The organism is Neptuniibacter sp. QD57_21 (assembly GCF_047778075.1).
Classification (GTDB): Bacteria; Pseudomonadota; Gammaproteobacteria; order Pseudomonadales; family Balneatricaceae; genus Neptuniibacter.
In genome coordinates this window covers 519,128-543,762 of sequence record NZ_CP180549.1, presented here as the reverse complement: position 1 = coordinate 543,762, position 24,635 = coordinate 519,128, and the positions used below count along the sequence as shown (strand labels likewise).

Below are 24,635 nucleotides of genomic sequence, written 5' to 3'. Positions count from 1 at the left end.
GTCTATCCTAATTACTTACGAATATCTTCCCAGCTAACGTAACCAGATTTCTTATTTCTAGCTTTTAGCTGCGTTAATGATTCGCTATCAAGTTTAGAGCTTTCCTTCTTCGTATTGCCTTTATTCGCTTTCATTACGGCCCAACCACTGAAACCTGCTAGTGCAGCTTCTAGGTTGGCAGCAATGCCCGCTGACTCTTCATTGTCTTCAGCTTGTTCTGAAGTTCCTTCAGTAGCTTTGACTTCGGAGTCCTCGCCTTGCTCGTCTTTAACCTCTTCAGATTCAACTTGCTCTGCTTCAGGTGCAGCACATTCAGCTGAGGCAGCGCCCTCTTCACCTTCAACCACTTCACCCTCAACAGTTTCAACATCTACAGGCTCACACTCTTGTTGTTGAGCGTCTTCTGGTAGCTCACCCTCTTCAGCTATAGCCCCTTCTGGTAGTTGCTCTTCCGAGTTTTCACCAGCTGCAGTTGGGTCAAACTGAATAACAACATCAACGCCCGGTGCAGCAGAACCACTGAAGTTTTGCAGATCACCTAAACGTCCCAAAGCAGCGATAGCATCATCACTTAGCTCTGTAGCAACGGCCGTACGGCTTCGTGCTACCTCACCTAGGTCAGAAGCATCGAAGATCTGCTGAGCAATGCTCTTATACAAACCAATTTGTGATGAACGGATTAAGTCGAGTGCGCCTTGAGCTAGTGTGATAACGAAGGTTGCCTGCTCACCAGATGTTTCTGCATCAGCAGCAAATGTATAACGAGCGTATTCACCCACCATCACATCTTCTGTGAAGCTGCCGTAGAACAGGTCACCGCCTGCACCACCAATCATGCGATCAAGGCCTGCTCCGCCGCGTAAGATGTCATCATCGCCATCTAGTGTATCGATCACTTCCAAATCTTTGGACTCAAGCACGATCGTATCGGTGTTACGCGTGACCATACCGGCATCACCGGTCATTAGGTCATCACCGGCTCCACCACCTAGCTCATCTTTACCGAAACCACCAAAGAGGATATCGCGGTCTTCACCACCCGTTAGCTTATCATCGCCACCAAGTCGGAAGTTATCCGTGTAAGCATTTAGATAACGGCCATTACCATCGTTTTTGATGTAGCCATCATCACCAATGATGATTGTCTCACCAGATTCGTTAGTAACCGTATCGTTACCTACACCTGCGATTGCTTGGTCATCACCAGAGCCTAAGGAGATAGTGTCATCACCACCTGTAGCATTGGTTGTATCAGTGCTTTCTAGGATATCGCGGATCCCAAGATTGAAGGTAATCGAGCCGTTATCACCGATAACGCTGTCATTGCCGGCGCTTACACTAATTGTGTCATTGCCGTTACCACCTAGGACAATATCATCACCTACACCAGACTCGATGGTGTCATCGTCGCCTAGTTCATGCTCAACCGTATAAGCCTCAGTAATAACTTCATCCTCACCGTATTTAAGGACACCGTTATCACCGATGATATGGTCATCACCGCCACCGGTAGTAATATTGTCTTCACCTAGGCCAGCGATCACACGGTTATTACCTTCGCCACCATCGATGATATCACCTGCAGTCGCATCCCCAGCTTCATCTACAGAGAAGAAGGTCTCAACGTTACCGTTACTGTAGAGCTTCATCTCACCGAAGTCGCCCATGATCCAGTCACCACCGGCATTACCCTCGATGGTATCGGCACCAGCGCCACCGAAGATACGATCGGAACCTTCATTACCTTTGATAAGGTCAGCTACACCTTCAGTTTGTTCTTTCGTTAGTAGACGAACAAAGCTATTTCCAGCCAATAATGCAGTCGCATGATCACCGAAGATAATGTCGTCATCACTTACGGTGATAGCGTCGCCACCATCGCCATTACCACCAAATAGATTATCAGCGCCGATACCACCCATAATTAGGTCATCGCCCTCATTACCTTTGATGGTATCGTTATCGCCGTTCACCAACTCAACGGTTGTAACTGAATCCAACGTTGTAATATCAGTTTCACCGTCGTTGTAATCTACAACGGCATGGTCACCGATAAGGATATCGTGACCGCTGCCACCTTCAATATCATCCTGACCATGACCACCCATGATGACATCGTTATCAGCACCACCTTTCAGAATGTCATTCGCTGCTTCGTCACGGTTTGTTGTGGTAATGCTAACCACTTCTGCCGTTGTTAGGATACGATTTGTACCCGCAACTTGATTAACAACACCTTTGTCACCAAAGAGAATATCGTTGCCATCACCGCCATCAATCGTGTCAGAACCAACCGTCAACGTATCTGCGGTTTCAGGGTTATCATTAACACCATCTGGCGTATTAACAACCGTTAGAATCTGAGTCGATAGGCTCAAGCGCTGAGTTAGATCTAAGTTAAAGCCGGCATCACCATAGATATGGTCGTCACCACCGAGGCCATAGATTTCATCATTACCAGATCCACCAGCAATATGATCACCATGGTTACTACCTGTCAGGATATCGTTACCCTGACCACCGTAAATAACCACGGAACCTGTCGCACCGGAAGCATCAATCGTGTCATTACCCGCATTGGCAAATTCACGGCCTTTAGTCGTCTTCGCATCAGAGGTCGATGTGTAGGTAGAGCCATCCTGTACAGAGTCACCCAACAAGATTAACGGAGCTGATGCGCCGCCACCGCCAGTCACATAGATCTCATCATCACCGCCACCACCATGGATAACGGTGATTACACCTTCTGCTGTGCTTTGGACTGTAAAGGTATCGTCACCTTGACCATTCAACACTTCAACTACTTCAACGTCATTGTACTGAACGCCGCCTGCACCCATGCCTAAACCGGTAATCGTAGAATCCGTTAGGAAACCAGTATCATCAGATCGGCTGCCATCGTTGAACATATACAACGTATCTGTTTGCGCCGCTTCATCAGTATTGATATCAACAGTTGGCAACGCTTCATCTGTTTCAGTAGGTAGCATCACCGCTTTAGATAGCGCACGCTCTTTACCCTCTGGAACAGAACCTTCAATGATCAATTTACCGCGAATCTGATCCAAGGTATGAGGTTGCAACGGAGGATTTTGTACAGGCTGATTCGATGCATCAGGTACATAACCCGGATTCACCGCAACAACAATCTCAACTGGAGAATCCCAATCAGATGCAGTAAAGGTCACTGTGCCATCAGTCGCGTTAAAGCGAGGATCTGCACTACTTACGATAGTTTGACCATCAGTCAGCACATTAACAGTTACCGGATCTGTAGGTTCGGTACTGAGCACCAAACTGTAGTTATCCGTCTCACTGTTACTCACAATGGTAGAACCATTAGTCGGCGTCACTATTACGGTGCCCGTGTCATTATCGACAACGCTAACACGCAATTCATCAGTCACTACCGCATCAAATTCAGAACCTACCGCAAGGTCCGTTGTGGTTGTGAAAGTAACTGCTGAACGGAAGACATTCTCAACATCAGTATCGTCAACTGCAGTTACCGTTACTGTCTGAGCGTCATCCCAGTTATCCTTATCGAAGGTAAGAACCGTCTTATCAAAATCGATTTCGCCTGCAGCATTCTTCTCTGCAAGAACAACTGTGACGGTTTCGCCATCCGCTGGTGCTTGAGTCAACGCTACAGTGAAGGTATCACCAGAAGCAGCCCCTTCAACCACACGGGAATCAACATCAGACTGAGTAATGATTAGATCGGCTTGATCATTATCGTAAACAGTCACTTCAACGTTGTTTATATCTAGGTGATTAAAGTCAGGGTTATCACTCAATACACTGTGATTGATAACAACAGTACGTTCACCTTCGATCGCTCCGTCGTCCACACCTTTAACGTAGATTTTTTGCTTACGTAGCCAGTCATCCACGGAGCCATCTGCTGAAGTAGAATCAAAGTTCAGCACTAATGATTCATAGTAGTTAACACCATCAACGGATACCAAGATACTATCCGCAGGATCCCCTCCGCCAATCGTTGGAAGTTCTTTATCACTGCTAGAAGCGCGTGCTGCAGATACCGTTACATAAGCAATCGTAGCTGCTGTTGGTTTAGCCGCTGTTAGAGAAACTTCGTAGAAGTCATCTAACAGGCCATTTTCATCGACGACCAAACTGCCATCAACCATATCAACCTGAATCTTACCTGTTTCATCATCAGCAACATTCAGGGATACGCCATCAACGAAGATACCGTTAAAGCGAGGATCATCACTCCAAACACTGTGGTTAATAAAGCCACTGCGACCTTCTACGGAGTACGAAACAATATCTTCAGTTACATCACCGGCAACATTGAAGGTATCGCTCCCTAAACCGCCGATAATCGTTGTTTCAACATCTTCGCTAGTACTCAGAATAAAGAAGTTATCATCGCCTTCTAGGCCATCAACTTCAGCAAACTCGATACCCTCAAAGCCGATATTCAGGCCTGCACCGAAGATACCATCCTCAGTGATCATGAAATTATCATCAGCTTCTGTACCAAGCACAACTAGGGTGTCATTACCTGCACCACCGTCGATCTTAAGTGGAGCATTGATGCTGTATTGGATATCGTCAGCACCATCACCACCATATAGTTCGGTTTCACCGCCACCTGCTGTTTCGGTGGTGCCTTTCTTCAAGAAGGCACGAACAACAAAGGTATCGTCGTCATTTTCACCGTACAGTTTGGTCAATGCTTTGTTGCTGTATACCGTGATCTGATCTTCACCATCACCGCCATATACAACCATTGGTAAACTGTTACCGTTACTCAAGAAGCCTAGTGTTGTTTCTGTCGTTTCAATCTCATCACCAACAGCAACAAAAGGAGCTTGTCGATCAGCACCGTAAAGCTGACCAATCTGGAAGGTATCATTACCTGCGCCACCATCCAGCGTGGTGATACTGCTATTGTCATCACTGTAGAAACCATCATCACCGGCATGACCATTAATTGTCAGACGAGCGTTAATGTTTTCGTTGTAAGTGATGCGCTCTACATTGTTCGTAAAGCCCGCGTCCAGATCACCATGAAGGGCCGCAACAAAGTTGGCACGAAGTAAGAAGGTATCGTTATCAGCGGTACCATTGATGGTTAGGGTATCAGCACCACTATCACGAGCACCGGTATCTTCAACATCAATCACATAATCGGCATCGTTACCTGTGCGGTTGATAATGTAGCTGTCCGTACCGGACTCACCATCCAGAACTAGCTGTTCCGAACGACTATGTAGTTCGTTGATTGTAATCGCATCGTTATCAACACCGCCCTCAATACGGGTATCACCAACCAACTGAAGGGCATCGATCAAGACGGTGTCTTCGCCTTCGTTACCATCGATAAGAACATCAACACCAGCGTGAGTTTCAGCAGCATCAGCAGAAACCGTTCCGTAGAACTGAATATTGTCATCGCCAGTACCACCGTTGAAGCTCATTTCAACATCAGCGATCATCACACCGGTAGCACTAACAATAATCGTGTCGTTCTCGGCGTCACCGCGGGTATGAATAGCATTATCAGCTGTAACCAAACCAGAGATGGTAATGGTGCTACCACCTGTATCAGCAACGCTCGTTAACGCTTCAGATAAGGTGAACGCATCGCCACTCACATCAATGCTATCTGCCAAGATATAAACATTAGTACCGTGAACGGTCGCACCATCTTCAATCAACAGATCATCACCTGCATAGAGGATAACGTCTGCTTCAGTCGTCAATGTCACGCCCGACTTAATGGTTAAGAAGTCAGCCGTCAGATCGGTGCTGTCTGTAGCAATCAGCTCGATATTACCTACAGCAGTAATATCTTCATCCTGTGTAATCGGGCTGTGAGTTACAACTCGGATAGCACCACCAGCACTAATACCTGGCTTGTTCACATCTAGAACACCACCGACGGTCAACGCGCCGGTATTATCCAACCAAACACTACCAAGGATCGCTTCAGCTTCTACGCCGCCAACTTCGGTCTTAATAGATTTATCCACAGCACCAATATTGTTAGCTGCTGCAAGATAAACTTTACCGGATGCAACGTTACTACCCGATGCTCGACCATTTAAGATACTGCCATCTGGAGCCGCTATAAACGCAGTATTACCGTTTTTAGCTTCAAGGGTATTCAGGTATAGATCACCTAAGGTTTCTGTGATGTAACTATGTCCATAACTCGACGTTGTTAAGGTCGCACCCTCAACAGAACCTGTATCGATATCCAGATCATTATCGGCCTCACCGATCGTGCCCAGAATCGTCACTAAGGTAATGCTTGCACCTTCAACATCCACTTGCGGTAGTGCACCATCAACTAGGCCATTATCAAGCGCATCGATAATAGACTGATGAGCTTGTAAGCGAACATCGCCGCCTGTTGATTTAACGTGATCAATGTTTAGGTTGCCATCGCTTTCTGCAAGATTGATATCACCAGAAGCTAATACATTGACCGTACCGGTTGTAGCGGTAGGCGCTGCAACGATATTAACATCTAGGGCGTTATCAGCTTCACCGACGGAACCACCTGCAACAACTAGTTCTACACGGTTTGCGCGAATATTTTCATACTCGTTATCCAGCGCATCCAGCATTGAACCGCTTTCGGTTTCTAGGTAAACCTTATCGCTAGCTGCATAAATACCCGCAACATTCATATCGCCACTGGCTTCTTTCAGGTAGACGCCTTGGGAAGCGCGAGCGGTGAGCGTAGCGCCATCATTGAGATCGATACGCAGTGTTTCTGGAGAATCATCACTGCCGGTATAGATGCCACCTTGACCGCCTTCTAGGATCAGATGGCCACCACGGATAACTGTTGTATCCGAGCCTTGGCTCGAGGTAATACCATCTTTAACTTTGATGCGTACTGCATCATCTGCATTACCACCTGCAGTAATACTTGTTAGATCCAACTTGCCTTGAGAGCCAATGTACAAGTTAGTGCCAGCGTTGACTGTTAGAGTCTGCGTACCGCCTAACTGGGCATCATCAACGTTAATATCTTCACGCTGATCGATTGCAACATGAGTAATGGTAGAAGTTGTATAACGGCTGCTATCAACAACGACGGCACCACTTTGATCAACACTGTCATCAGCCAGAGAGGCCTCGATCAGATCGGACGTTAAGCGGTCGATCAGGTAGTTTACGCCATCAAGAGTAATTACATCGCCAACAACAAAGCTGCTATTCCAATCTTCAGATGCAGCGATGATTGTCTGATTCGTTGGCGAAGCCAGTACCTGGGTAACCGTTACAGTTTGAGCAACTTCACTGCTATCAAATCCAGAACTTAGAGTGATGGTATTCGCTGTAACAGAGGTAATTTCGAAGAATTCACTTCCTTCTGTAGCATTTGCACTATCACCAATCATGCGGATCTGCATACCTGCAGTAAATCCATCATCGATCCAAGAACCAGAACCGCGGGTAATTGTGCCAGATGAATTAATATCCACCTCAACGTTCTTACTTTCAATGCTGGTTAGGAAAGCGATATCTGAACGTTCAGCAGCAGCTAGGGCAAACTTTTCATCGTCTGTGTAGTCACCATCGGTTTCGATCGTAACGCCGCCAACTGCAGCACCTACACCTGCAGATGCACTTAGGCTAATTGTGCCGCCAGCAACAACGTTTGAATCTTCATTATCAGTTGTGCTGGTTACTGGTTTCAGTAAACCGGCACTAATTAGATTCATCAGTTCATCTTCGGTCCAAACTTTAATGCTACCTTCAATCGCATCAATTTCATCAGCGGTCAGGGTATAGCTGTAATTCGCATCATAAGCGCCTGCACCATACTCGGAGTGCAAAGTGTGGTACTGAGATGATTTCTTCGCTTCAAGGGTGGCTATAGCCGCATCAATTTCCGCAGCTGTATTACCTTGCTCTGCGTAGAATGTGCGGTAATAAGATTCCTCTTCTGAGGTCAGGCTAACGGCATCATTCGAATCATACACACCACCAAACTGCTCATTTCTAATCTGCCAGTAAGATTGGTACTCACTCTCTTTACCTGCCGCATAGACATCTTTAGCTTGTTGGATCTTATCGTTTGCACCAGTACCATCTGTCAGCTGCAATTCAGCCCAAACAGAGTTAATCAACTCTTCTCGTGTACGATCATCACGCTCCACGGAACTGTTAGCATCAAGCAGAGAACCAGCCAACACACTGATATAAACATCGCCTGTTTCAGCCGTTGCTTTAAACAAGTGCATATCACCGCTAGTTTCAGCTAAGTAGATATTTTGCTTGGCCCATACTTCAACCGCATCACGCAGTTCGGTACCTGAATCAAGTTTTAGTTTGTTTGAAGAGCTATTACCTACAGAGCCACCTTCAGCCGTTAAGGTTACAGCCCCTGCTGTAATCAAACCAGAACCGCCTGCAGCTACAGTGATACTTTGCTGAGCTTGGATAATGACATCAGAACGGTTACCCGCTGTAATCGTGTCGATTGCCAAACTACCAGTAAATTGATCCAGATAGATATCACCAGAAACAGTAGTAGCACTGAATGATGCAGAAGCATCATCAGTCTGATTCAAGGCCATCATCATCACTGCGCTACCGATATCATCTCGGGCGTACATGTTGATGTTTTTACCACCAACATAGGCTTCGCTGGACGTCATATATATGCCGCCGTTTTCAGCCTCAACCACTGTAGTACCAGTTGTATTTGCCAACGCCCCTCTTAGGAACAAGTCAGAGCCATCACCCGTGGTGGTAAGATCGATTTTTCCTTCGCTATAACCTTGGAACTTAATAGTAATATCATTATCTGCACGGATATCATGGATATGGGTTTCAGCAACCTTCTCTTCCTGTACATAATGAGAGTAATACGTCTTCTTGCCGTACCAAGTACTAGTCGTCCAATGATCTTTTTCATATTCATTGGAGGATAAGGTCGTCTCTTTCTTATCGTAGTTATAGTTATTCAGCTTATTAGCCGATGTATCCAAGAAGTAATAGATCCCTTCATCAGCTAACACTGGTTGACTATCGATACGCTCATGATCCCAACTGATATCTGCCGGATCAGGCCACAAGAAGTCAATCCCCCATAGAGAGGATGAAGACAGAATAGTTTCTCGATAGATAGATTTATCAACATCAATAGCCCAACCTGCACGCCAAACGCCATTAGCTGAATTACCAACTTCATAGTCAAGTTGGCTAGCTATCGCACTGCTGTTGACAGTAACAACATCACCAGACTGGGTAGTTATCGTCGCTCCATTTGCTGTTTTTGTATAAACCGCTTCGACGATAACATCGACACCGTTTTCCTGGATAACCGTTTGATGAGTATAAGTTGAAGACTTACCTTCAAGGAACAACAGTGTTGTTACACCAACTTCATGCCCTGCAGACTTCAAGTAATTAATTACCGATTCATTACCTGTTGTCGTCGCATCCCCAAAGGCAGTTTTTTCATACATAGTGACCTTAGGCTCACTACTGCTACCTTTGGCTTTATCGGCCATGATCAATGTTCCCGCACCGCGTTGCGATACATCTAGGCCTAAGATCTCAATATCATAGTTGGAGGAGTTAGCTACACTGATCTTACTATAACCGCTCAATAGACGTACTTCGCCTTTGCCTGTATTCAACAGGTGTCCGCGTAGTTCAATATCACCACCGCTGGCACGTACTTCGTCAATCAAAATACGTTGATTTTGAGTATCCCAGTAAACACTGAAGAAACGATTAGAAAGGTCTGTTAATTTAACTAGCCCTACAGAGCTAGCAGTAACATTGCTACTGATTTTAGCCGCATCAATATCTGCTTGAGTCAGTTCTAGCTCAATATCTTGCTGGCCACTCTGAACAATACCATTGAGGTTGATATATTCGGCATCAATATAAACTCGATCACCATAAATCATTGACTCATCGCTAGGCGACTGATTTAGAATGTCTGATACATCTGCATCACTAATTTTACCGACACCTTCACCTTTACCAAAATCAACATTCTTAGTAACGGTACGTGTGCCTTCTAAAGTGATACCAAAGATTTCGTAGGTATAAGTTTCCTCAACCTGCATAGTGATGTTTTCACCTGGTGATTTTTCGCTCCAGATTGAATATGGTTCACCACCTGTACTAATGTCGGTAAGACCTGTAATAAATACACTGCCACCGGCAACAATGTTTAGATCCTTAGAGCGGATCTCCGCAGTAATCTTAATATCACCGCCACTAACATCATTTTGAATGTTAACTAAGCCATTCAAGTTCTCAATATCACCAACAATTTCGATGGATGGCGTTGGAACTCTTGCTGTTTCTATAAACTCTCCTGTATCAGCATCATAAATATCATTCAAACCGCCTTCATATAAGTTGATGATGTTTATCTCAGGATCGCCTGCAGAACCACTATCAACGATGGTGTAATCTTTACCGGTTGAATCTGTAACTTCGATACCGTTATGGAATAGTCCGCCTGTAGACTCAGGAATAGATGCTCCATGAATTTTTAAGAACGCCGGAGAGTTATTTATAATCGAAATGCTTGCATCACCTGGCGCATCAAATGTACCGCTTCCCACTAGGAAGTCGCTTCGTACATTGATGATCCCAGCTTCTGCCCACATAGGCGCTACTTCAATCGTGATCACTGACTGATCTATACGGTTTTTAACAACAGTGCCATCATCTCCCACCACTACCTGCAGTAAGCCCTTAGCAAGCATTTCATTTTCTATACGAAGAATTTCCGTCTCATAAAACGCTTTTAATTGTGGATCACTGTATTGATATTGAGCATAGGCTTTCCTTGCTTCCGCAAGCTCTGCACTCAAAGTAGACTCTAATGCCTGTGAAGTAATTGTATACTCAACACCTTCTGAAACAGATGAAATAACAGGGTTACCGGTCGCATCTAGCCCATCGATAATTAACTCTTGATGACGGTTAATACCCGTTTCGATTGTTCCGTTAACTGTAACCGTACCTGTCGCATCAGAGTGGATATAACCATCATACTGCTCGGCACCGCCACCACCAGTAACACTATTGATTGCATCACCAGCAGCGCTCGCCCAATTCACCGCTTTTGCTTTACCAGTCATATGTGCAAGACCGAAGTCTTCAGCATATAGATTGGCATCACGAGCGGTCTTAAGATGAGCGCCTGTATCCACCGTAATTGAGTTAGTCTGCACCAACGTAGAAGAAGCATTGACATCATCAATTGGGATTGCACTACCTGCAAAGCTATCGGTGCGTGCTTCGATAGTGTATTGGTCACGTGTTTTATCAGTGCCGATACCCGCTAACAAGTTCAGATCACCAGCCGCTTCGATTTGAACATTGGTGCCAACATTCACTTGGTTAACCGGCTGGATATTTACAGTAGCGTCCGCGATACCTACAGTTGCGGCACCGTATGTATCCATATTTACTTGTGAAGAAACAGTACCCTGACCACGGGCTGAGAAAGTCACATCACCAACACTGCTTAACTGAGCATCACTGCCAATGGATACTTGGCTTAAATCCTGACTGGTAGAGATATTTGCATTAGCACCTACACCCGATGCAAGGCCTGCAGAGGTTAGGGTAATCTTATCCTTAACATCCAGTTTATTTAGCGCCGCAATAGATAGATTACCCGGATCAAACGCAGATCCAACTACATCCAACTTAGCTCCAGCGCCAACATCCACCGTAGTATTGATGCTCAGATCGATATCGCTATCTGCGCCAGCTCCTGCAAGAGCGCCGCCCACTGTGCCATCAATACCCGTCTGATTTTTACTCAAAGCGTTGGTAGCTGAGATATCCATAGAGCGAGCATCCATATCGGCATTCGCTCCAATAGAGACACTGACTGTGGCATTAACATCGTGATCTGCTTCAGCGCCGCTACCCGCTAGGGCACCACCGCCTACAGTGCTAATTTCACCATTGAACTTAGCTATATGATCCGCAGTAACCATTACCGCACCATCAGAAGCATCGTCTAGATCAATACTACGACCAGACGTATGGCCGCCATCAATGATCGCATGAGTGTTGCTGGTGTTATTCGTTGTCACTGCTGCACCAGCCCCAGCTAGCACACCGCCACTACCGGCATCAGCTACAGCGAAGTTATCATCATTACCTGTAGCAACTAGATTTAAGCTACCGCCATCGATATCAACATCAGACGCAATACGCGCCGTGGTTGTAGTGTTAGAAGAAACAGTCGCTGTACTCGCGCCCGCAGCCACAATACCACCGGTATTGCTATCGGAGTTCGCTTTCTGGCGAGTCTCAGTAACCGCCGCAATAGTTACGGCACCTGCAACAACCAAATTAGAGTTTGCCCCGATGATGCTCTCAACCACACTAGTAGTTGATACTTCACTTAGCGTTGCGTTCACTCCTACTAGCGAACCTGAAGAGCCGGTAGATTCAGCACTAATGCCATTGCCGCCATCTTTTACATCGGTAGCAGCCAATACATTAAGGGCTGCAGCATCAAGATTGATACTACCCTCAGTACCGTCAGCAGATCCTAAAGTTGCAGAAACATTAGCATTAACATCAACATCGGTCAGAGATACACCAACGGTTAAACCACCAGCAGAAACACCCAGCATATCGGTCTCAATCTCTGGAGTAGCAACCGCAGATACGGTAACAGTTCCTGTTACATCAATATCAGAGCCTTTACCTATACGAGCAGATACCGTTGGAGAGTAAGAGATATTCGCATCATTACCAGCTCCTGCGCCTAAACCTGCTGCAACTGCAGTAACCTCTAAATCCACATTAAGATTATTAACAGCCGTTACATTGACATCTGTAACCGTGAAGCCAGAAGTGCTGCTTTGCCCAACCTGAGCATAATCACCTAAGTAAGCTGTAGTTGAACCAGAAACAGAAACATCACCAATAGCAGCACCTGCCGCAGCAACACCCGCAGATACACCAACAATATCGATGTTGATATCACGATTCGCTGCCGCGTTAATATTTAGCGCACTCGCCTTAACAATTTGCGCGCCATTGGCATCACTCGTGCCATTTTCAATATAGGCGGACTGGTTGCTGCTATCGTTTAGCACTGCAACCTGAGCGCCGAGACCCACAGTACCTGCAGAACCACCGTAAACTTCGATATCAACGTCAGTCGTGTAATCAGCCTCAACTGTAACCGCACCACTTGTTTCAATAGAACCTGCATTGCCAATCCAAGCGGTCGTATTACCACCTAGAGATGTAACAGATACCGTACCACCGACACTAACGCTACCACCCACAGCAGCACCGCCAGTTAGAACATCAACATTAATGTTCTCATCCGCTTTAACAGTCACTGATGCGGTAGACACCCGCACACTACTACCATCTACGGGATTAACACCATCAACACCTTGGATGGTAACGGCGTCGCCAATATAAGCACGTGTACTATATGGATTGCTGTTATCAGCCTTAATATCTAAGGTTGAGAAGGAGCCACTGCTTAGTGTGCTCTCACCTTTCGCTTGTGCTCTCTGTGCAGAGCCGTCACTGCCTAAACCACTAACAGTACTATTACCAAAGCCTGAAGCTACGCTCGATTGTGAAGCCGATAGTTCATTATCATTATCACCATCTGGACCCGTGCCTATTGAGATATACGACACCGCCCCGCTGATCCCAGCTGTTGCGCCACCGGCAAAAGCCAAAACATTAGATTCAACATTCTTAGTCGCTGTCGCTTCTACACGAACAGCACCTACAGTTGTAAGAACTGATCCCGCACCAATATGGGCATCGACTGTGTTATTAATGGTGATTACGTCAACTGAAGCACCAGCTCCGCTACCACCAACAGATACGGAGCCAATAGCACTCCAACTTTCTTTGTTTACATCAATTACATGATCAGCGGTTACCGTAACACCTTGAAGTGCAGTAACACTGGTAGAATTACCTAAGTATGCGGATGTATGAGAAGTGCTACTTAATACACCAACCGATGCTGCCAAAGATACAGCACCACCAGCACCAGCACCGATAAGGGCATCAGAGCTTTCTTTGGCATTTGCGGTTACTGAAACTGTACCACCTATTCCACCAACACCATCTGATTCCGAGACTAGAGCACTACTGCCTGACGTATACGCCTTAGTAGTACCCTCAAACAGAGCCACACTAACAGATGCACCCGCACCTACTGTGCCTAGAGCCGCTGAGAAATCATCAAAACTCATATCAACATCAGAATCAGCGCTGATTGAGATATCACCGTAAGAATTAAGATCAGCAGCATTAACATAGGCTTCTGTCAGTGAACTAGATTTAAAGGCCGATGCTGTTCCTGATGCGCCTACATAAAGTCCGCCACCCGCACTTACAGCTACTGTATCTAAATCTTCATCCGAAACCGCGGAAACGCTTATACCTTCAGCAGCATAAATATCTTTACTGTTGCCATTGCCATCAACGTAAGCACGAGTTGTATTGTTGATAAAGTTAGTATCGACAGTTGCTGCTGCAGCACCGGCTCCTAAACCAACAGCTAAAGTTCCACCGCCACTAACAAAATCAGTTTCCTGATGGGCATTAACCTTGAGGTGCTTACCGCGGTCTGTTGAGTTGTTAATTGTGGAATTATTTACACGAGCTTCAGACGTATTCGCAACACGGTTAACCAGTACGTTTGCAGCAAGACCAAAGCTACCGGAAACACCTACTGCACCAGCATAAGACTCAAGGTTAGTCGCAACGTTAGAGCGCACAGATACGCCATTAACTGTCTCTGTTGAACCAGCATTGGCAGAAGTTTTAACTTCAACACCGTCTCCCAATCCTTTAGCGACAACCGTCGCATTATCGATGTATGCATAAGATTCGTTATCTAATTGATTAACTGTGACAGCACCACCGACACCAACTCCCCCAGAGCCAGCGATAGAACCAACAATACCCTCTGACGTATCTTTAGATTCAGCGTAAACCGAAATACTCCCGTCAGTTGTGACAGTCGCTGAGTCAATGAAAGCATTTACCTGACTTTCCAGTAGGTTCGCACCTGCAGAACCTGCAACACTCGCAGTACCAGAACCAGCTACGCTGGCTACTAAAGTTTTCACGGTAGAATCAGACAGGGATTCGATCACGATATCGCTACTATTGCCCGCAGTAATCGTAACCGTCGTGCCTGAACCAGAGATACCTGCAGAAATATTATTAGCAATTTCGTTATAGGCCACTGCTCCACCAACAGCACCTGAACCAGAGCCTGCAATGACAACGGCTGCTGAGCGAATAGTTGAAGTATCTGTAGCACGAACAGTCATATCACTGGTTGTCGTAACTTTAGCGCCGTTTGTGATCGAAGCTTCTATATTTTTCTTGATCCAGTTAAGCGACAAAGCGCCAGAGCCAGCAAAAGTACCTGCGCCTGATGCGCCGACTGCAAGTGAATTAATATTGGCATTAGCAATGGCGTTCATTGCCAAACTGCCAGCATTCACCGTGGCATTATCAATATAAACTTTCGCAAAGTTCTTACGATCAGAAGTTGGATCGTCCGGATCACCACCAATGTAGTTATAAGCAACAGCGGCACCAACAGCCGCTGTGCCCGCACCTGTAAGTCCAGCGGATAGAGAATTCAAAGTTGCTTGGTCAGACGCACGTAAACTTACGCCTCCAGCATTAGCAGTGACTGTTGCACTATCAGCTATGTATGCTTCGACCTCATTACGAATCCAGTTGAGGCTCAATGCACCAGCAACTGAAGCAGTACCTGCTCCAGACCCACTGACAGCAAAACTCCAAATCTGAGCATCTAGAATTGGATCAGGATTTTCGTCTGGATCTGCGGCATTTGCAGCATATGTATCTGCTTGAGAAGAAGCCGTTCCAACCGTTGGCAATTGATCCGTATTCAGAACCTCTGCCGCAACATTCACATCACCCGTAGTCGCCGTCGCTGTTGTACCAGAGCCTTCGATACTTGCACTAATGCTGCTACGCATATCATTCGTAGCTGAAGCAATGGCACCCGCACCCGTTCCAGAACCAGAGACACCGCCAGCAACAATAATCATAATTGGTGTAACTGATGCGCTGACATCTACATCAGTATGCGCAGTTACATCCGCACCGCCTTTGATCGAGGCATTTACGATATTGCGCATAAAGTTAATAGATACCGATCCTGCTACCGCTATATTGCTTGCTCCTGCGGCACCAGCAGTAACATTAATAATGCTTGCATCAGCATGTGCCGTAACTTCTACTCCTGCAGCAGAAGAATCAACTTGAGAATTATCAATATACGCAAGTACCTGCCCGGCATCATCGTTCAGTCGGCTACTATCCACTGTGCGGCTCGGATCATCCGGAGTACCACCAATATAGTTATAAGCGAAAGCAGCACCTACAGCACCATTACTAGATCCCGCAGCTCCGACAGCAACACTGATCATATCCGCATCATCACGGGCATTAACTTTGATATCATCGGTCGCATCTACATCAGCACCACCGCTGATATATGCTTGAACATTGTTATGCAACCAGTTCAATGAAATTGCAGCACCCGCTGCAAAAGAGTTTGCATAGGCACCAGCAACGGTGACATTGATGATTTGCGAGCTTGTATCGGTTTCAGTTGGAAGCTCAGCGGTATCAACCCCCAGACTACCAAGATCCGCTGCCGTCGTAGGCGCAGCAAAACCGGCAGTAACAGAAACATTGCCAGCAGATGAATTAACCGTAGAACCATCGATATAGGCCTTGATGGTATTACCCACATCCGTTGTAGAGATAGAAGCACCAAATGCAGCCCCGCTACCCGCGCCAGCGCCAGCGCCAGCGACAACAACCATTGTTGTGCTATCAGCAGCAGAAACAGAGATATCCCCAGAGGCATGAAGACCTTTATTCGGCGTTGAAGATGCCGATGAGTCTTTACTATTCGTTACTTTAGCTTCAACCGTATTGGTCACTTCGTTGACCGATACTGAACCACCTAATGCAAAGTTTTCAGCGCCCGACGCACCCACTGCTACGCTAACCAATACCTCTTCAGCAATCGCAGTAACATTGATATTGGAACTCAATCCGGTCATGTGGATAAGTGAGTTATCCACTTCGGATGTGATTGTATTACCAATCAGGTTCACACCTATGCTTGCACCGATAGCAGCTTTACCTGCTACAGCACCGGCACCGGCGATCCCTACACTTGTTGAAGAATCTTGCGCGATAACAGAAGTCGATGTGTTATCACCTCGACCTTCAATCGTACTATCAATTACTTTGGCAGATACTGTATTAGCTGTTTGATTGGCTGAAACCGAAGCAGCAATCGCCAACTTGTTAGTACCTGTGCCACCTAAAGCAATACCGATTAATGAACTGCTCTCTAACGCTTTAACCGTAACATTACCGTCAGTTCTGATCGAAGAACTCTCAACACGGGCTTGAACTGTATTGGTCATAAAATTCAGCGCTAACGCAGCACCTAAACCGGCTTTACCACCGCCAGCAAAACCACCCGCGAAAGAGAAGATTGAAGAATCATCCAATGCAGACACAGTCACATCGCCTGAAGAATCTACAGTCGAAGTTGTATTCAAAATAGCCGCTTCAACATCAGTATCAACCATATTGATAGATAGCGTTCCCGCTAGGCTCAAGCCACCTGTGCTATCTTTTGAAACTCCAGCAGAGCCTGTTACCGCGACAAGTAATCCATCCGCTTTGGCATTTACATCTAAGCCAGATGCATATTTAAGGCTATTAACATTATCAATCTTCGATGTAACAGAGTTTTCAATCTCAGAGAAGGCAACAGAAACACCTGCGCCGGATTTACCACCAAATCCAGCAGCACCCGCAACTAGAATAAGATTACTTGAATCATCTGCATGCATAGACAGATGACCGTTCACTACAACGGTAGGCGTGTTAGTAATGCTTGTTTCAGTAGAATAAGTAATACGTGTTACAGCTACTGAACCACCAACAGCAGTTCCTTGTTGACCTGTAGCACCAGCAACACCTACATTGATTGACACAACCCAGCCTGTGCGGGTCGCATCCATATCTAAGCGAGGCGTAGTAATAGTGCCAGCATTATCGATAAATGCCGCGCTCTTACCGCCAATCAGGTTAATGCCAATAGCACCCGCAATACCTGTTGCAGATTTACCTGTACTAGCTGAAGAGATTGCAGCAGAACCTGCAAGAGAGCCTATCGCAGTCGAATCATCTGACTTAATCGTAATCGTGCTATCGCTATCAGTCGTAGTTACATCACCACTTGAATCGATATAAGCCCAAACATCATCTTCAACATAATTGATAGTTACTGAGCCAGAAATTCCGATACCCGATTTACCCGCATTTTCGCTAGCTGTAGAGCCACCCGAAGAACCTGATGAACTGTCCGTTTCACCGAAGCGTGCTTTAAGTTCAGCAATAACGTTGTCGTAATTTTTTTGGTTATTCGGCAGTTTACCCGGATCATCTGTTTCGCTCTTAGAGCCATCCGAATTATTCTGACTAACACCTGTACCACCGGTTTCAGACGTAGAGCTACTAGATGTTTTGGCACCAGAGATAGCAAGCGATCCGATAAAGCCTTCGTGATCGGCTTCAACCGTTAGATCACCAGCAACAGTTACAGAACCTTTAGTTGTCGCAACATCTTCTCCATCTCGAGCACCTATTAATGCTTCGGTTTCACGGTCAACGATATTGCCAGAAACAGCGGCACCTACACCCACGTGCTCAGATGAAGCTATACCACCAGCAACGGTAATTAGGTAGGCATCATCTTTAGCTTTAACCTGCAAAGATGGACCACTTCCACCGATATCGCCACTACCTACATTGATAGTCGCGCCTTCCGCGATCTGTGCGATCGTGCTGTTATCAATCTCGTTGATGATAACTGCACCATTGAAAGCGATATTGTCAGACTGACCGCCAGATGCCCCAAAGGTTACGCCTACAGTTTCATTATCAGCGACAACTTTAAGCGCATCTGCATCAAGCAAAACGCCATCTTCAATTTTAGCTGTCGAGTTACCTGTGAAACCATGATATAGAACGGTTAAACCCGCAGCGCTACCACCATCGGCAGAGGATGAACCTGCACCACCGCTATCCCATTCTGGCTTCCAAGTACGCTGTTTATTATCGCCCGAGCCTGTTGTATTACCTGACGAAATACCCGGTGTTTTAAAATTACCACCCAAGGCTGCTAAGTGATTTACGCTATTAGCGGTAACCACCACATCTCCTGGAGCTCCAGCTTCTGTTACTATACGTTGATTAATCTCGGCACCAGACTTAATACGAGCATCAGAATCCTGTTCAATAAACATAGCTGTACCAGCGCCAGCCAAAGACAGTTTCTGCCCTTCTGCTGTTGCTACTGACCAGCTATCAATCAGGTTGTTATCTAAACCTAAATTGCCGTCTAGATAAGTAGTTAGTTGTGCAACATAATCAGTTGCTTTTTCGCTAAATGGATTTAGTTCTTCCCAATCGCCAGAGCTAAAATCGACTGTAGACAGATCAATATTCGGCTCATGAGTCCCTGTATATTTGTAGAACGAACCAACGTTGCCACCGGCAGTATGCCCCTGTTTAACCTCTACCACACCTTCAAGTGCAATCGTTTGAGCATAATCTTGAGTCGTATCGTAGTCAGCCTCTAAAGTAGTTCCTGACACAAGCGGAGCAATTAAATTTGCCCCCCAAAGGCCTGTAGGATCAATTTTGTTTAGCGCCTGAGAGTCAACCGTCAATGTACCTTCAGTGTCAACCTTAGCCCCACTATTGATAAATGCATCGGCATCATTTTCAAAAATACCTATAACCAGGGCTACTGATCCACCATTATTGGCTTGCGGGCCTTTAGATGAATCACTAGCATTTTCATCCTCAGCACTAGAAGACGCAGATACGTCTGGTCGCGACTCAACGATGGCTTTGACTGTAATGTCGCCAGATGATCGAATATCACCGCTATCACCATCTCCATCTGAGCCACCATCACCAATGCGTGCATCCGCATTATTCTTATCTATAACAACGGCTGTACTGAAGCTAGCATCAAATTTCCAAGGATCTCCTGGCGGCTCAGAACTTAATTTGCCTTTAATAGCGTTGGATACATTCGTTATGAATCCACCTGTCAAGCTATCTACCCCAGCAGTCATTTTTTCTTTAGCTGTGGCCTCAGTATCTTCTACTAAATTTCCTTTAGAATCTGTGCCTGTGGAAGAATCGGCCTGAACACCGTTCACTAGAGTAGGGATAAAGACTAACTCAGTAGCTTCAATTGCAGACTTTTCCATTTCGGCTGTAACAGAAATACTATTGGAACTGTTTACGGTGCCATCAAGATAAGCATTAGTACTGCCATCTTCATAACTGAAAGCAAGAGCTATACCTAAAGCACCGGTATCACCCGATACCGATCGAGCCATAGTTCGGTTTTTATCAACCGTATTAGCATCAACAGTTAAATCGCCGCCGACATTAAGAATGGCATTGTCTTGTACATGTGCAGTAGATTCAGAATTGGTTACGCTGATAGCAACACTGGTCGCTATAGTGCCTGCAGCTGTAGGATCCGCGAGAACGTTAGTGGTGTTATCCACATTCGTACGAACAATAAGATCATCAGTCGTTGTGATCTGCCCATCAATTTCAACTTTCGCGGTGTTATCGATTACACCCGCGGCACCTGCAAAAGCCCAACCTGTTGGTGATGCTGAAACATTAACAATCGACGTCGCATCCGCAACAAAGTCTTCAGCTTCAATTTCAGTTTCTTTACCAATTTTAACTTGAGCATTACCTTTCGCATAAGATACTGCGGCAAACAAAGCGAAACCTTCTGCAGCTTCAGCAATGCCTTCCAGACCGAAAGCTAGATAGTCATCTAGAGCAAAATCCCAGTGATCAGTATCTTTGATGTAATGTTGAGCATTAGCACGGGCATAAACAACAACATCGCCACCTTTGATAATTGTATGTTCACCACCAGCACCTTCGGTCTGTCCGATTGTCACTATCGACTCAATAAAATCGATATTGGCAAAACCAGAAGTCCAATCTAGACGGTCATCCAGACCATAAATCGTAATATCACCGGCAGTACCTGCATTATCGTCCTTAGCGATTAATTGAGCACCCTCATCAATTGTGATGTTGATACCTTCAAGATAAATATCACCGGACACTCCACCATTTACGCTGGTATCAATGGTAAAGCCTTTTATTTCGATAGTGTCTGCTAATAACTTAAGGTTCGTGCCGGACAAAGTAATATTTTCGTCAACGACCAACTTATTCTTATTACCGTCACTATCATCAGTACCTTTTAAGGTCTGAGTGCCAGCCACACCACCGGCCCATGATACCCATTCGAAATCTGACTGTGTTACTAAGCCATCTGTATCTAATACAACAACTTCATTTTCTGTACCTCCACCAACATCAATGGTGACCTGATCGGCACCAGCAGTAAGGTTCGAAACATCAAGAATAAAGGTGTCATTCTGTGCCCCACCTTTTAGCGTATCTGCACCACCACCTGTGGCTAAAGTAACCGACGTCAAACTGTAGTCAGAGGCATCTAACGTATTAGCACTAACCCCACCAGAAAGAGTAATTTTCTCTATATTTTGCAGGGTATCCTCTTCATCACTACCAATCACAAGCTCAGCTTCATGATCATCCGCTGGGAGAGAATCTCGTAGCACCATATCAAGATCGAAGGTTTCAGACAGATGGTCATGACCACCCTGACCATCAATAACATCGGCACCACGACCACCACTTAGAAGGTCTGCACCACCCGAGCCAACTAACGTGTCATTACCATCCTCACCGGATAAACTAACGCTACCTGTTCCCAAAGTATCGCCGGTTACAGAATCAGATCCAGATTCATCCGAGAACGTAAGTCCTAAATCCTCTGCGGTCGTAGTGTTGTTAAGGGAGCTTATTTCAGTAATGGCATCACCAATACTAGAGATTTTGATAGAAATGCCATCCAACACAGCGGTAATCGAAGCATCTGCATCAGTAATCTTCTCTAAGACATCCTCAATAGTGTTAGCCGTACTTAGATCTATCTCGATATCAGTAGTGCCTAACTTAATAAGCAGGTCATTACCTTGGCCTGTACCAACACCAAAGCCGTTGTTTAGATAATACAACTGAGTCGTAACATCAACATTGCTAAAACCAGACGCATCCAGCGTATTAGCGCCAATACCGCCTGTAAGTTCGGCACCTTCGATACCCGACAAGGTATCGTTTTCGGTACTAGTCGCAGCAACTGCCGCATTCTGAAGCGATTCAGAGGTAAGATAAAAGTGACGATCACCGGTTTCCGACAAGATGTCATTACCTGTCCCACCATCAATATCATCTTCACCGGCACCGCCAGAAAGAATATCGTTACCGGACCCACCTTTCAGAATATCAGCGGCTGAACCACCACGGAGAATATCATCACCGGAACCCGCATCCAGCGTTACAGAACCAGAGAATCCGGAGGCATCCAGAATATTAGCGCCCTGCCCTGTAGTAAGTTCTGCTTGCTCAACATTTGTGACCGTATCGACTTCGGCAAAATGCTGAGTAATCGCTACTGAAGCTGAACCTCCCGTGAGATGAGTATCATCCAGAGTCAAATCAGCTACATTGCTGTTAGCAAGATCGCCTGCAAAAGAGATCGTCCACTCAGTAGTACCATCGACAGGATCAGTAGAGGCATCCATATCACCCAGTGCTACAGTGATATCTTGTTCGCCAACATTAGATAAGCTACGAAGAGCTGCTTTAATTTCAGCAGCAGAAGCGTTATATGCAATGGCGGAGGTTGTCTGGCCATCAAAGGTCAGCGTAAAGGTTCCGTCAGTAACACCCGCTAACGAGATCAGCGCAGTTTCGTTTTTGCTAGACGTTAAAGTGGAACTAGCAGCAGTGCCAACTAATGCAAAATGGCCATTACTACTTTCAACCAAGGTATCAACACCACCAAGGCCTTCGATAGTATCGGCACCTAAACCACCCGTTAATATATCCGCTTGTTCCGAGCCAGTGATATTATCGTCACCAGCCCCACCATCAACAGTTACACTTCCAGCGAACCCACTCGCATCAATAGTATTTGCCGAATCACCACCGGTAAGCTCTGCAGATTCAATACTGTACAAAGTGTCGTTATCATTTGGAGAGCTAATTTGCCCCCCCGCATTCATTGTACCAGCCTTAAATTCAGCATCTCCGGGACCACCTGCTGCGATGAGCATATCTTGGTCAGTTGATGCGACATAAACATCTGCGCCCGCACCACCATAGATGGTATCTTCACCTTCACCGCCAATAATGCGGTCCGCAACACCAGTACCTGTCAATGTATCAGCGCCAGCACCGCCATCTATAGTTACACCATTATTAACACCACCTGAGCCAACAAATGCTGAAGCATCAATAACGTTATCGCCATCACCACCAGTTAGAGAAGCACTTTCAAACCCATCAATTTCATCTTCACCAACACCGTCATAACTTACCAATGAACTTGTTAGCGTTATACCCGCGTCACGATTAACAACTAACGTATCGTTACCGTCACCACCATGAAGCTCATTGGCATTATTGTTACCGGTAATAACATCATCATAATCAGAACCAACAACGTTATCGAAACCAGTCACAGAGGCAAAACCAGTCGCATAGCCACCAGCTAAATCGACCGTTACACCAATACTATAAGAAGAATAATCTAAGGTATCACCAGCAGAACCGGTTAGGTTTTCAACACCTGTAAAATTAACAGCTTCAGGGGCATCAGCAGCATAAGAAACAGAACCAGAATAGGTATCAGTTAATGACCAAGACGCTGTAGTTGAATCATTTACAACAGTATCATCGCCATCTCCCCCTTCAATGTTAGCAACACCGGTAAAATTAAGATTTCCTTTATCAGCAGTACCACTACCTGTACCCGTTAAGCTCCACTGTGTATCAGCACTTGTGCCTACAACTGTGTCATCACCAGTACCACCATTGAAGTTAATCACCAGCCCTGTGGTGTCATCTAGCAGACTATTCTCGAGGGTAAGAGATTCATCTTCATCATTAACACCATTAATAGTAAGGCTATCTAGGACAGTCGCACCGGTATCATCAATAAGGGTATATTCCTGAAGCACGGCAGAGTCTTCAGAGTCGGCAGAGTTATCAAGAATCTGAACGAGGGTAACGTCGTCTTCTTGAAGTAAACGAACTGTTAAATCAGCATTAGCAGCTGCTGCAAAAACAGGATCGGCAGACAAGAGCAATCTAGGCTCCAAAGACTCAAGCCTAAAGCGATCATTTCGCAATGCATTTTTGGCGGAAGAAGGCCTTTGGGGGCCTTCGTTTGGCACTCCTAAATTAGCTCTGTTAACTGCATTCCAAAGCCTATTTTTTGCCGTTTCATTCCTTTTAATCGCCATACAATTACCCTCTATTGGCCCTACCGAAGACCATTCTATAAATGCCGAAAAACCGGATCGACGCTGCCACATCTCTCCGGTTTAAAATAAGTCTTAAAAATCAGAAGGGTAGCGCAATCACCACCCTAAAAC

Annotated in this window: 1 protein-coding gene; it reads right to left on the bottom strand. The window is 45.8% G+C overall.

The window, feature by feature from the left end; genetic code table 11:
* Positions 1 to 11 precede the first annotated feature (11 nt).
* Positions 12 to 24,503: an LEPR-XLL domain-containing protein gene (locus ACMXYS_RS02250; RefSeq protein ID WP_415897456.1), complete on the bottom strand. Its 24,492-nt coding sequence runs from the start codon at positions 24,501 to 24,503 to the stop codon at positions 12 to 14.
* Positions 24,504 to 24,635: the final 132 nt, after the last annotated feature.